The following is a 12,985-nucleotide window of genomic DNA, read 5'->3' as shown; positions in this document are numbered from 1 at the left end:
ACCATAGCGTTTGGGCTTTTTTTGTGCCGACTTAAGCTAGTCATTTGAACTATTTGGTATTAAGCTAGGTCGATTAGTATCTCTTAAGTCTCCCTATGTCCTCTTCAGTCTCTTCCAAGCTTGGCCAAGTCAAAGACGCTTTCTCGATTTACTGCCACAAACGTGTCTTAGTCCTGCTTCTGCTCGGTTTTTCCGCCGGTCTGCCCTTGATGTTGGTGTTCTCGACACTCTCATTCTGGTTAAGAGAGTCGGGCATAGACAGAACTGCCATCGGATATTTTAGCTGGATTGCCCTCGCTTACGGATTCAAGTGGGCCTGGTCCCCTCTGGTTGACAGACTGTCTCTACCCATCTTCACTAGGTTACTGGGACGCAGACGAGGCTGGATGCTATTTGCTCAAATACTCTTGGTGGGAGCCATTTTAGGCATGTCTTTCAGCGATCCAGTCAAAGATCTTGAGAGACTGGCACTGTTTGCGCTTATGGTCGCCTTTGCCTCCGCCACCCAAGATATCGTCATCGATGCCTTTAGAATAGAGTCAGCACCGGAGAAGATGCAAGCCGCTCTCGCGGCGGCATATCAAGTGGGCTATCGCAGTGCGATGATCATTGCCACCGCGGGCGCATTAACCATTGCAGCTTGGGTCACCCCAGGTAACGATGAATACAACCTATTGTCCTGGCAAATGGCCTATATGATCATGGCAGGCCTGATGTCCGTAGGCATTCTGACCACACTATTTTGTAAAGAGCCGGACGTAGAGGTTAAACAGGCCGACGAGCAAGAGCAGCTCATTATGCAAGAGTTGAAACAGCGCTACCCTAAGGTCATCGCCAATACCTTATCTTGGCTATACACGGCCAGCGTGTTGCCATTTATGGATTTTTTCAAGCGCTATGGGCGCAACGCCATACTGATCTTATTACTGATATCCTGTTACCGCATCTCAGATATCGTCATGGGGATCATGGCAAATGTATTTTATGTTGATATGGGCTTCACTAAGACAGAGATAGCAACAATCAGTAAAGTTTATGGCCTGATCATGACGCTAGTAGGTGCAGGATTTGGCGGTTTATTGATCGCCAGATATGGCACCATGAAGATACTCTTCATCGGCGCCTTGTTGGTGGCTGTAACTAACTTACTCTTCGCCTGGCAAGCTGTAATAGGCTATAACGTGCCATTTTTAACCTTGGCAATTTCTATCGATAATTTCAGTGCAGGCATTGCCACGGCAGCCTTCATCGCCTATCTATCCAGCTTAACGAGCACAGGATACAGTGCGACTCAATACGCCCTACTCTCATCCATCATGTTACTTTTCCCTAAGTTCATTGCCGGATTCTCCGGAGTCTATGTCGATAGCTTCGGTTATGTGAACTTCTTCATCGCCGCCAGTCTTATTGGCTTTCCGGTTCTACTGCTTGTGTATATTGTCGATAAACGCACACGCCATAATGAGCTGAATAAGGTTAATGACGGCATGACTGACGCATCAAGTGAAGCTTAGATGACTAAAACTTAGCCTTGGCTGTTGGTATTTCTCTTTCATCTAAAAACAAAAAAGATGCTTAAAGTGCTGTTCTTTAAGCGTCTTTATTTTAACTTTCTCTCGTAGAAAAAGTTAATCTCTGAAGTTATTAAACTGGAATGGTTGACCTAAATCGGCTTCGCGAGCCAGCGCCATCACAGCCTGCAGGTCGTCACGTTTCTTACCTGTGACACGAACCGAATCACCTTGAATTGAAGACTGAACTTTAAGCTTGCTGTCTTTTATCTTCTTAACTAACTTCTTTGCAATTAAGGTTTCGATGCCTTCTTTGAATTTAACTTTCAATGAGAAGGTTTTTCCGCTATGAATCGCTTTATCATCGACATCCATAGATGCCGGGTCAACGTTACGCTTACTCATCTGCATGCGTAAAATATCAACCAATTGTTGGCACTGAAAGTCATCTTCAGCAGATAGCGTCACGATATGATCTTTATATTCGATGCTCGCTTCTTTGCCGCGAAAGTCGAAACGACTCTTAAGTTCACGTACCGAGTTATCGACCGCATTACGTAGTTCAACTTCGTCGACTTCAGAAACTATATCCATTGATGGCATTTCAAGTGTCCTATTAGCATAATTTAGTGGCGCTAGTTTACCGTATTTAAGCTATTAAAGTTATTTATACTGGGTGACTTCTTCCTGTCAGTGTATTAATTCGACTTAATAACCCACTAGAAACGAGAGTTTAATAGTGACAAGGGCTCGCGATTTTTTTATGATAAAAAAAACAACAAGACACATAAGAAATTTTGATCTCTAAACGACATATTTTTAGGCTTATTCTGGTCATAGCATTGATAGTCATCAGTTACCTGGTCTTTTCCAGGCCGCATTATCCTCAGCTTTTTTCAAATATGGATAAGGTCGGCCATCTTGGTAGCTTCTTCTGTTTATCTTTACTGACATATTTAGCATTTAAGCCTAAGTGGTATCTGCTTACAGCGACGCTGTCGGTTTATGCCATCTTCATTGAACTCGTTCAAGCCAGATTGCCCTATCGCACAGCCTCTGTGGCAGACTTCATCGCCGATATGGCAGGTATTCTTCTCTTCTATTTCTGCCTTTGGAGTTACCAGCGCTACTTTCGTGCCACTAAGCTCACCGAATCCCCTTAATCTGGAAAATAGCTAATCTAGCGTAATCGCTAGCCTTTAGTAAACGCTAATCATGGCCCTAAACTCGGCAAGGACACTTATGTATAACCCATCGATTGCCATCCTTGGCGCTGGCGCCATCGGACAGTTGATTTATCATCAGCTAGTCAGGGCCGAACTTTCCCCCTATTTTATTACCCGGGGAAAGACCCAAGGGAAACAAGTGCTCACCCTGACCCATTTAGACGGTCATGAGACAGAATCAAGAGCACATACTGTCAGCATAACAACCTCCGACAAACAAGAAAGTGAGTGCCTACTATTAAGCAAGACTCAGTTACTCATCGTCTGTGTAAAGTCCTATCAGGTCAAAGACGCATTAAAAGCAGTCATATCACAGCTTCCCCGAAACTGTCACATACTCCTGCTTCATAATGGCTTAGGTTCTCATCTTGAGGTTGAGCCTTTCCTCCAAGGCAGAGGTTTGAGTTTAGGTACCACCTCTCAGGGCGCATTCAAACAAAGCACTTGGCAGATCAAACAAACTGGCACAGGAATCACCCAGATAGGCCATCTCAGTGGTCCATCTATGCCTTCAGATCTGAAACCGGTGTTGCTGAGCGCGATTCCCAACGGTGAGTGGTGCGAACCCATTTTGCCGTTTCTGTGGCAGAAACTGGCTATCAATGCGGCAATAAATCCGCTTACAGCAATTGATAACTGTGCAAATGGAGCCCTCGCAGCACCTCAATATGAGCAACGAATCTGCGATATAGTCACTGAACTGGTGGATGTCGCTATGGCCACTGGGGTTGAATTGAACAAGTTAGCACTCACCAACCGAGTGTACAGTGTTATCGAACTCACCAGCGCTAACTTCTCTTCGATGCATCAAGATGTAGCGAATAAACGTCGAACTGAGATAGACAGTATCAACGGTTACATAGTCGAAAGAGCCAAGGAACATGGGTTAACCGCCAAGGTCAACCTTTCACTGCTAAACCGCATAAAAGCAATCGAGGCTGACTACCTAGTTTGATCCCATTTGGGAGGCTGATCACTTTGCCTTCAGACCAATTGATAAACTATTTTCAAAATGCGGCAATTCATTTTTAAGTCTACTATTAGGTCATTGGGCAGTAGATTGAAAACAATGGATTAGTTTATGCAAAGAGAGCAGTGGAACTCGCGAGTTGGCTTTATTCTCGCCGCTGTGGGCTCCGCCATCGGCCTTGGGAATATCTGGCGATTTCCCTATATGGCCTATGAAAATGGCGGTGGTGCATTCTTCATTCCCTATCTGTTTGCCATGATTTCAGCCGGCATCCCCTTCATGATCATGGAATTTAGCTTGGGCCATAAGCTAAGAGGCGCAGCCCCTAAGGTATTTGCCAAGCTGGGACAGAATTATGGACTAAGACTAGAGTGGTTAGGCTGGTTTCAGGTTTTTATCGCCGCCATTATCGCCATCTATTATGTTGCCATCATTGGCTGGGCGATATCATTTCTCGGTTTTTCGTTCACCCAGAGTTGGGGCGCGGATACCAATGCCTTCTTCTTCAAAGAGTATTTACAGTTAGAAGACAACTCACCCACCCGACTAGGTCAGTTTCAGCTGCATATCGCGATCCCTATGGCCATTGCCTGGTCTATTACTTCACTCGCCATCTTCACCGGGGTCAGAGGCGGAATAGAGCGAGCCAGCAAGATCATGATGCCCTTACTTTTCATCATGGTGCTGACACTTATTGGACGCATTATCATGCTCCCCGGAGCCCTGGAAGGCTTAAATTATCTGTTTGAACCAGATTTCAGTAAAATTTTCGATGCTAAGGTCTGGTCCGCCGCCTACGGACAGATATTTTTCACTCTCAGCGTCGGTTTTGCCATCATGCTGGCTTATTCAAGCTACTTGCCTGAGAAATCAGACATAAGCAACAATGCCTTCATGACAGTATTAATTAATTGTGGCTTCTCAATCATGTCGGGGATCATGATTTTTGGCGTCTTGGGTTATATGGCACAGGAGCAAGGTAAGGAACTGACCGAAGTCGTTTCCTCCGGTGTAGGTCTCGCCTTTGTTACCATTCCGGCTGCCATCAATTTACTCCCTGCCCCCTACATATTTGGGCCACTCTTCTTTCTCGCATTGGTGGTTGCCGGGTTAAGCTCTCACATATCTATCATCGAAGCCGTCACATCAGCAGTGATGGACAAGCTAAACCTGGCCCGTAAAAAGGCTACTTTCCTTGTCTGCGGTACAGGCTTCTTTGCCTCTATGGCTTTTGCAACCAACGGCGGCTTACTGCTTCTCGACCTTGTTGATTACTTTATTAATAATGTTGCCCTGCTCTTTAGCTGTTTTATCGAACTCATCATACTCGCCTGGTTATTTAAGATCGCCGACATCAGGGATTATGCCAATCGCTTGTCTGAATTTACTGTGGGCCTATGGTTCGACTTGTGTCTACGATTTGTCAGCCCCGCCATGCTCGCCATCATCTTAGTAAAAAACCTCATCAATACCGTCACCGACGGTTATGGCGGCTATCCAATCAAAGATCAAATCATCCTGGGTTGGGGGCTAATCGCAGCCATGCTGCTACTCTCATTAATCATCAACCTATTCACATCAGACAAGGAGGACGCTTTATGACAACTGGTGCCATTATCATGATGACTTTCGCCCTGTGCATTACTTGGGGCGGTGCTGCCTTATGCATAGCCATCGCAATGAAAAAGAGGAAAAAATCCCAAGGCTAACCGGTATTCTTACTTCAACACAGCAGTCTCTTAGACCTTAAACAAAGTCTTGATGCAATTGGGCACACAAACAGGTAGATTAGCCGGCTATCTTCTGGGAAAACTCTCTACGTTGCGGCAAAACAATGAAAAATATCTCCTTACTTGAATCGAATCGAGTGCTGACTGCGCTACTTGGCTACGGCTTTATGTTGGCTTTGACTATTGTCAGTATTAATTTCTGGGACCGACCCATTGCGGATGCCATGCATGCCCATGGCTATTCAGGTACATTACTTAAGTTACTAAGCCAGATCCCAACTGTGCTCGAGGTCATCGCGGCGATTTTCATTATAGGCGTCTTAATTAAGCGCAGCCGCGAACGTTTTAGCTCACTCATCATTAATCTCATCGCCACTATTGTCTTAGCCAGCTTATTGAGAGTATCCGCCAAGATGGCTTTCGGTCGTACCTGGCCAGAGACCTGGGTCAATGACAACCCATCTTGGATTAATGATGGCGTTGAGGCATTTCATCCCTTTGCTCAGGGTGTTGCCTACAACTCATTCCCATCTGGCCATGCGCTATTTACCTTCTCTCTAGCCACAGTGCTTTGGTATCACTTCCCGCGTCTTCGACCCGTTTGGCTAGCCTGTATGCTAGGAGTGTTCATCGGCCAACTTGGACAAAATTATCATTTTCTTGGTGACTTACTTGCCGGAGCCACATTGGGTACGCTTATCGCGCATATGGTTATCCTAGTGAGTAACAAAGCGAGACAACACTTTCATAGCCAAAAGCATAAACAAGCCTAATAGAAAGTAATTATCTAGACGCCGTCTTAACCCCACATCACTAAGACTGCAGCCAAGGCGATGAGTATCAGTGCCAGCATATCTTTTATTTTTACTTTCTGCTTGAGCCAAAACATGGCTATTAACAAGGTGAAGAAAACCTCAATCTGACCTAAGGTTTTCACATAAGGTACGGCTTGAAGTGACATGGCGCTGAACCAACCAATAGAGCCCAGGCAACTCGTGATGCTAGTGAGTAAGGTGAGTCTGGGTCGCTCTATCAAGGCCGTTAATGTCTGCTTGTCTGTGATTAACAGATAGGCAAGCAAGACCAGAGTTTGAATAGTGATGACAAAAAGTAAGACCCAGGCAGCTCTGTGAGGGAAAGGTAAATCCAATATTAAACTGGCCTGGCGAACCCAGAGAGAAGTCAGTGCAAATAAAGTACCACAGGCCAAACCTATGAAAGCCGTCTTAAATGAGATGCCTCTGAACCCTTTGGCACTACTCATCATAAATACCGCTACGCCGCCTATTAGCACACCGAGCCAGCCTAAATCGGTAAGCTGAGTGCCAAAAAACAACACGCCTAACACGGCAGCGACAAGCGCCTCACTCTTGGCAAGCCCGGCTCCAACAGCGAAATTTTTAAGTTTAAACAGCTGCACCAGTAATACCGTTGCCAATATCTGCACAGCTGAAGCACCAAGCACGTATAGGCTGAACTGAAGCGATATTTCAGGCATACCCACCGGTTGCCAAAAATACAGGCAGCCGAGATAGAGTGCGGCTATGGGACCTGCCCACAGGAAGCGTGCCAAGGTGACACCGGCGACCTTAACCTCTTTGCTAAGTTGACTCTGAAATGCATTACGCCAAGCCTGCATACAGGCGGCGAGAAAGGTAAAGAAGATCCACATAGGGTACGACTACTTCTTACAAACAATAAAAAGGGGGCTAAGCATATCCCATAGATGAACAACAGGCGATATCAGAGCAGGGAAAGTTAAATATACTCACTATGACTACAATGAATAATCTGCATAAAAAAGCCCCGAAAAGTTCGAGGCTTAATATGATTGCTAGCTTACCAGAGAATGCACAGCTTAATAGGTGTAGCTGGCCCCCAAGCCTAGCGGCAGACCGATCGACCAGTAAATCAATAACCAGCTACTCCACAGCGCCAGTAAACATAAGCTAAACGGCAACATCATAGATATTAAGGTACCTATTCCTATGTTTTTCACATAACGCTGACAATAGACCACCACAAGTGGGAAATAAGGCATTAATGGGGTAATGATATTTGAGCTGGAATCCCCGACTCGATAGGCTGCTTGGGAGAGATCTGGGCTAATGTTTAGCTGCATCAACATAGGCACTAAGACCGGACCGATCAAGGCCCATTTAGCCGATGACGACCCTACAAACAAGTTCACAAACGCCACTAGCATGATCATGCCTATAACGGTCACCTCAGCAGGCAAGTTCATCGCTTGTAGTCCACTTGCTCCTTCTACCGCAATCAAGGCCCCAAGATTGGATGCAGAAAACGCCGCAACAAACTGAGCACAGAAAAATGCCATCACAATGTAGTGAGCCATACCGCTCATAGATTTGGACATGGCTTGAACCACATCACTGGAGTTTTTAAAGGTACCGGTCATATAACCATATACCACACCAGGAATAACGAAGAAGATGAAGATCAATGGCACGATTGATTGCATCAAGGGGGCGCTGAAACTGGTTAACGAGCCATTGGCATCTCTAAGTGTTGAAGTTTCAGAAATAGTAAGAGAGAAAAAACCAATAATCGCTGCTAACATGACTAAACTTGCTACGCGAAACGCTTTCTCCTCTTTAGGCGTACTTTCTTCCATAGAAGGCACATCGACCTCTTCAGTATTCACCTTGTGGGTGCGGTTCAGCCTTGGCTCTAGTACCTTATCGGTTAAGTACCAGATCACTAAGACAATAGGAATACATGAGGAAGCCGCGAAGAACCAGTTATTCAACGGATTAATTTGAATATCTGGATCGACTATTTGCGCAGCCGATTGCGTAAAGCTTTGTAGCAGTGGATCGATACCTGACGGAATAAAGTTTGCGCAAAAACCGCCAGAAACACCAGCGAACGCTGCTGCAATACCCGCTAGTGGATGACGACCAACGGTAAAGAAAATCACCCCAGCCAGTGGGATAACCACCACATAACCTGCATCAGTTGCAGTATGAGAAATAATTCCCACTAAAACCACAGCAGGAGTAAGAAACTTAAGCGGTGTCACTTTAAGCATCTTTTTAAGCGCGGTATTGATAAAACCTGAATTCTCAGCAACCCCCACACCTAACATAGCAACCAGCACAACCCCCAAGGGTGCAAAGGCGGTAAATGTGGTTACCATGCTAGTTAAGAAATGAGTTAACGCATCTGCACTGAGTAGGTTTTTTACTTCTATCGGTGAACTGGTTCTAGGATCTATTGCCTCGAAACTCACTCCTGACAGTAGCGCTGATAATCCCCATACCGCAAAAAGTAAAATAAGAAATAACATGGCCGGATCAGGTAATTTATTACCGACCCTTTCGATACCATCTAAAATCCGCCCAAGCTTACCCGAGGCAATCTGTTCATTTGCCATAGTTCATCATCCTCTGTTTTGTTATTGACGCGCTCAGGCTCTTTGCAGTAAAAGACAGACGCGACTTTTTTAAAGTAGGATACAGACACAATCTGTAATCAAGCTTAATCCCGAGTAAAAACCACCTACAAAAAAGCCCCGGTCAATGACCGAGGCTTTTACGATAACCCGTTGGCCAGTACTATTTACTGGTATCAATCGCATCGAAAGACTTAACTAGGTCATCCACAGCCTTCATCTGATTCAGGTAGTTTTCTAGTTGATTCAGCGGTAATGCACATGGTCCATCACATTTAGCATTATCAGGATCCGGGTGTGCTTCAATAAACAAACCAGCTAAACCTAATGCCATACCACTACGTGCAAGCTCGGTTGCTTGAGCGCGGCGTCCACCAGCCGAATCAGTACGGCCACCAGGACGCTGAAGCGCATGAGTGGCATCGAAGATAACAGGATAGCCGGATTGCTTCATCTCATCCATGCCGAGCATATCGACAACCAGGTTGTTATAACCAAAACTAGATCCACGTTCACACAGAATAATATTGTCATTACCAGCTTCGTTGAACTTAGTGATGATATGACGCATCTCATGAGGCGCTAAAAACTGCGGCTTCTTCACATTGATGATGGCGCCGGTTTTTGCCATGGCAACCACAAGATCAGTTTGACGAGCTAGAAAAGCAGGTAACTGAATGATATCGACCACTTCAGCCACTGGCGCGCACTGGTGGATCTCGTGCACATCTGTGATCAGAGGCAGATTAAAAGTTTGCTTAATCTCCTGGAAGATCTTAAGCCCCTCTTCCATACCGGGACCACGATATGAATTTATCGACGAGCGATTAGCCTTATCGAATGAGGCTTTAAAAACATAAGGAATACCTAACTTTTGCGTCACTTCGGCATATGTTTCAGCGATTTTCATCGCTAAATCACGAGATTCGAGCACATTCATGCCACCGAATAACACGAAAGGTTTATCGTTTGCTATCTCGATAGCACCCAGAGCTATGACTTTATTACTCATCAATAATTCTCTCTAAAAGGCCAAGGCAATTGCCTTAGCGTTAATCAAAATAAGTTCAGCAGCTATCCACATATCCAGGCTATATATACCTTCACCCAGTTCACAGCACGACTCTTAACCTACAGGCCTTGAGTTGAGATTATCTGTAATAGCTGTCCACACATCCATGCCATATATGTTCCAACAGCATAGCCCAATACCGCAAGTAGTACACCCACAGGTGCTAATGCAGGATGGAATGCTGCGGCGACCACAGGCGCAGAGGCCGCGCCGCCCACATTGGCCTGGCTTCCCACCGCCATATAAAACAGCGGTGCCTTAATCAGCTTAGCCACAATGAGCATAAAGCTGGCATGAACTAACATCCAGATGATGCCGATGGCGAAATACCATAAGTTATCCGGATCTGCCAACTTAGATACATCCATATGCAAGCCAATAGTTGCCACCAGAATATACAGGAACACCGAAGCAACTTTTGAAGCCCCGGCAGCTTCCAAATGGCGTACAGGGCTGAATGACATGGCCAGACCAATAGTCGTTACAGTGACGATCAACCAGAAGAATTTAGACGTTAGACTGTAATCTCGGGTCCAGGGATAGTTAGCCTCGAAGAAGGGTCCAAGGAAATCGGCAAATACGTGAGCTAGACCCGTAACACCAAAACCAACCGCCACGATCAACATCAAGTCGTTTAGACTGGGAATTCGGGAGTTTTCGGCGTGGTACTTTTCTACCTTGTCTTTCAATTCTTCGATTGCCCTGGTATCGGCCCCCGTCCAGGCATCGATCTGCTTGGCCTTAGAAGCCATAAACAGCAATACAGCCATCCAGATGTTGGCGACAATCACATCGACAGTGACCATGATAGAGAAGATATCGCCACCAGCCTCATAGATCTCTTTCATCGCAGCCTGATTCGCGCCACCACCGATCCAGCTTCCCGCTAAGGTCGTCATGCCACGCCAAACGGCTTCGGGCCCAGTGACACCCAAAATTTCCGGATGTATGGCTGAAATGATAAGCAAGGCGATAGGTCCACCGATCACAATTCCCACCGTGCCAGTCAGGAACATGATTATGGCCTTTGGACCTAGGGAGAAGATGGCTTTAAGATCGACGCTTAAAATCAATAGGACTAAACAAGCCGGCAGTAAGTATCTTGATGCCACGAAGTAAAGCTGCGAGGTGTGTCCATCGATGACGTTAAAGGTGTTAAGCAATGAGGGAAGGAAATAGCACATGAGAAGTGCGGGAATAAATTTGTAAAACTTAGTCCAGAAAGGATGTTTACTGTTACTTGTATAAAAAACGAAACCTAAAACCGCTGCCAACAGACCCAAGGCCGTGGCATCATTTGTCACTATGGCTGTGCTACTCATGCTGTATTATCTCCCCTACGATAGCATTATTCTTATTATTTTTTTGTTATTGTTTAGCTTTGGTATTTCTTGCTTTTTGATTAGTTTAACGGCTCGATACAGGCGAATATAGAGCTAAATGAGAGTGACCGGAATCCTTGCCTGCCACTCGTTATTTAATGAAAATCACTTATCGATGCGTCCTCTGAACCGTAACAGCCTGCTTATTGACAGACATGTTAATGATAAACTTCTTGTTTACCCTTGAGCTCTTTGAGTTGCATCTTAACCAGTTCAATCACAGGATCATGTGGGCTGTTATCAACAAAGTGTTTAAGGTCCGCCGCGGCCACACTGATACAACCTAGCTGTTGCGCGATAAAGGCACGTTCTCGATTAAGGTTAAGATCATCTGAATGCCATTGAAGCAGTAAATTACAACACTCCATCGCTGGCTCAAACTGATGTGAGACGATACTGCCGGCTTTAAGCTCGTGTATCATTCTAGAGATCAGGCGCTTCAAGCTTACAGGCTTAAGATAACTCGGTTTAAAGCCTACGCCATTACCGAGCTCTCCCCGCACTAACACATGAAGTTCATGTCGTGTTAGGTCATCACCGGTTAACGGATCTATATAACGGATCTTGTCATCGATTCGGCTACATAGCACAGTCGTGCCAGGCAGTAGCAAAGGCTCTAATTCTAGATCGAGTTGCTTTGCGAGCAACATCAAGACTGTGGCCAAAGTCGTACTATTTCCCTGACGCGTGGTGACACAAGCCCCCAAATCAGCGGCTTCAACGCTAAAATAGGATTCACGGGCGCAAAAACCTAAGTCGTGGTAAAACCAATGTAAAAGGCCATCTAATCTCTCATGACGATCCGCTACATAGTGACTCAAGACTGAGCCCGCAATCTCTAACCAAGCCCATTTGGCAGATTCGAGTTTTGAGAAGCCCAGATGCTGTGAAATTTCAAATGCCATTTCCGGCAACTGAATACTGTCTTTCAGAGTCAGAGTTGTCATTAGACCATTAGCACCGCTTGCTTAAAAATGGCTATCTTAGCGGCATATACTACCCAAGCAATCGCACCGAAAGCAGCAAACACCTTGAATAGCTTTCCTTTGTTAGCCTTTAAAGAAATAGTAGCTAAAAGGATATATGCCACAACAGCGCCTAACTTCTCGGTGATCCAAGGGTCGACGAAGGGATATTGCTGAATGACGAAACACAAGGTCAAACCAGATAATAAGAGTAATGTATCGATGACATGGGGAGCGATTTTAACCAGCTTCTTATCCATGATAGGAGACTGACGCATATGAAGCACGAAACGGACTAAAAAAAACAATACGCTAGCGGCTACGAAGGTCAAATGAACGTGCTTAATAGCAGGATAAAAACTGTTTAGGGTTTCCATTTAAAACTCTTATTAGGCTGACAAAGGCGGTAGTGTACCCGATCCCCTTCCCCATCACCAATATCACTCGCTATTACAGACCGTATTTTAAACATAAATTTTGAACTTTCTCTGCCGTATTTTTTTATGCTGATAATTTCGCCAGTTTTAGCTGGCAGACATTACCAAGGCTAACTTGGGTTAGCCTATTAAGTGAATGGTTTAAGCTGATACTTTGGCATAGCAAATCTTCCTCGACAACTTTTACTTAAGCTTAATGAAGTGACCTTTGTATCACACTTCTGATGGCTTAGTGATTCACTCCGGAAACACAAAAAGGATAGAGGATAGTGTCAGG

13 protein-coding genes are annotated in these 12,985 nt (G+C 45.3%); 6 read left to right on the top strand and 7 right to left on the bottom strand.

Going from position 1 to position 12,985, the window contains the following annotated elements; genetic code table 11:
• Positions 1 to 95 precede the first annotated feature (95 nt).
• The gene (locus FM037_RS06485) at positions 96 to 1,514 is read left to right on the top strand and encodes an AmpG family muropeptide MFS transporter (RefSeq protein ID WP_144045322.1); all 1,419 of its coding nucleotides are present in this window, start codon (positions 96 to 98) and stop codon (positions 1,512 to 1,514) included.
• A gap of 114 nt (positions 1,515 to 1,628) precedes the next feature.
• On the opposite strand, the gene FM037_RS06480 is transcribed toward FM037_RS06485, so the two are convergent.
• Complete coding sequence (locus tag FM037_RS06480) at positions 1,629 to 2,114, bottom strand: YajQ family cyclic di-GMP-binding protein (protein ID WP_144045321.1); 486 nt, start codon at positions 2,112 to 2,114, stop codon at positions 1,629 to 1,631.
• Positions 2,115 to 2,308: 194 nt separating this feature from the next.
• Here FM037_RS06480 and FM037_RS06475 point away from each other — a divergent pair, with 194 nt between their 5' ends.
• From FM037_RS06475 to FM037_RS06455, 5 genes are all read left to right on the top strand, one after another.
• Positions 2,309 to 2,674: a VanZ family protein gene (locus FM037_RS06475; RefSeq protein WP_185976969.1), complete on the top strand. Its 366-nt coding sequence runs from the start codon at positions 2,309 to 2,311 to the stop codon at positions 2,672 to 2,674.
• Positions 2,675 to 2,753: 79 nt separating this feature from the next.
• Positions 2,754 to 3,692, top strand: coding sequence for a ketopantoate reductase family protein (locus FM037_RS06470; RefSeq protein WP_144045319.1), 939 nt, complete (start codon positions 2,754 to 2,756; stop codon positions 3,690 to 3,692).
• A 126-nt stretch (positions 3,693 to 3,818) separates the two neighbouring features.
• A complete protein-coding gene (locus tag FM037_RS06465) occupies positions 3,819 to 5,309 on the top strand; it encodes a sodium-dependent transporter (protein WP_144045318.1) in 1,491 nt (496 codons plus the stop codon).
• Complete coding sequence (locus FM037_RS06460; RefSeq protein WP_144045317.1) at positions 5,306 to 5,416, top strand: MetS family NSS transporter small subunit; 111 nt, start codon at positions 5,306 to 5,308, stop codon at positions 5,414 to 5,416. Before FM037_RS06465 ends, FM037_RS06460 begins: the two co-directional genes overlap by 4 nt.
• Before the next feature lie 125 nt (positions 5,417 to 5,541).
• Positions 5,542 to 6,210, top strand: a complete 669-nt coding sequence (locus FM037_RS06455; protein WP_144045316.1) for a phosphatase PAP2 family protein — start codon at positions 5,542 to 5,544, stop codon at positions 6,208 to 6,210.
• 26 nt (positions 6,211 to 6,236) lie between these two features.
• Here FM037_RS06455 and FM037_RS06450 read toward each other — a convergent pair whose 3' ends face one another.
• The 6 genes from FM037_RS06450 to FM037_RS06425 all read right to left on the bottom strand — a co-directional run bounded on the left by FM037_RS06450 (position 6,237) and on the right by FM037_RS06425 (position 12,648).
• Positions 6,237 to 7,109, bottom strand: a complete 873-nt coding sequence (locus FM037_RS06450; RefSeq protein WP_144045315.1) for a DMT family transporter — start codon at positions 7,107 to 7,109, stop codon at positions 6,237 to 6,239.
• 186 nt (positions 7,110 to 7,295) lie between these two features.
• A complete protein-coding gene (locus FM037_RS06445; RefSeq protein WP_144045314.1) occupies positions 7,296 to 8,834 on the bottom strand; it encodes an AbgT family transporter in 1,539 nt (512 codons plus the stop codon).
• A 181-nt stretch (positions 8,835 to 9,015) separates the two neighbouring features.
• On the bottom strand, positions 9,016 to 9,864 hold the full coding sequence (gene kdsA, locus FM037_RS06440; protein ID WP_144045313.1) for a 3-deoxy-8-phosphooctulonate synthase: 849 nt from the start codon (positions 9,862 to 9,864) through the stop codon (positions 9,016 to 9,018).
• Between the two features lie 119 nt (positions 9,865 to 9,983).
• Positions 9,984 to 11,246 (bottom strand): DUF819 family protein, encoded by a 1,263-nt coding sequence (locus FM037_RS06435; protein ID WP_144045312.1) that lies wholly within the window; start codon positions 11,244 to 11,246, stop codon positions 9,984 to 9,986.
• 218 nt (positions 11,247 to 11,464) lie between these two features.
• Positions 11,465 to 12,253 (bottom strand): transglutaminase family protein, encoded by a 789-nt coding sequence (locus FM037_RS06430; protein ID WP_144045311.1) that lies wholly within the window; start codon positions 12,251 to 12,253, stop codon positions 11,465 to 11,467.
• A complete protein-coding gene (locus FM037_RS06425; RefSeq protein ID WP_144045310.1) occupies positions 12,253 to 12,648 on the bottom strand; it encodes a SirB2 family protein in 396 nt (131 codons plus the stop codon). The genes FM037_RS06430 and FM037_RS06425 overlap by 1 nt, the downstream gene beginning before the upstream one ends.
• Positions 12,649 to 12,985: the final 337 nt, after the last annotated feature.

The sequence above is a fragment of the Shewanella psychropiezotolerans genome (genome assembly GCF_007197555.1).
Lineage (GTDB): Bacteria > Pseudomonadota > Gammaproteobacteria > Enterobacterales > Shewanellaceae > Shewanella > Shewanella psychropiezotolerans.
The sequence above is the reverse complement of the archived record's forward strand: the minus strand, read 5'-3'. Positions and strand labels throughout refer to the sequence as shown.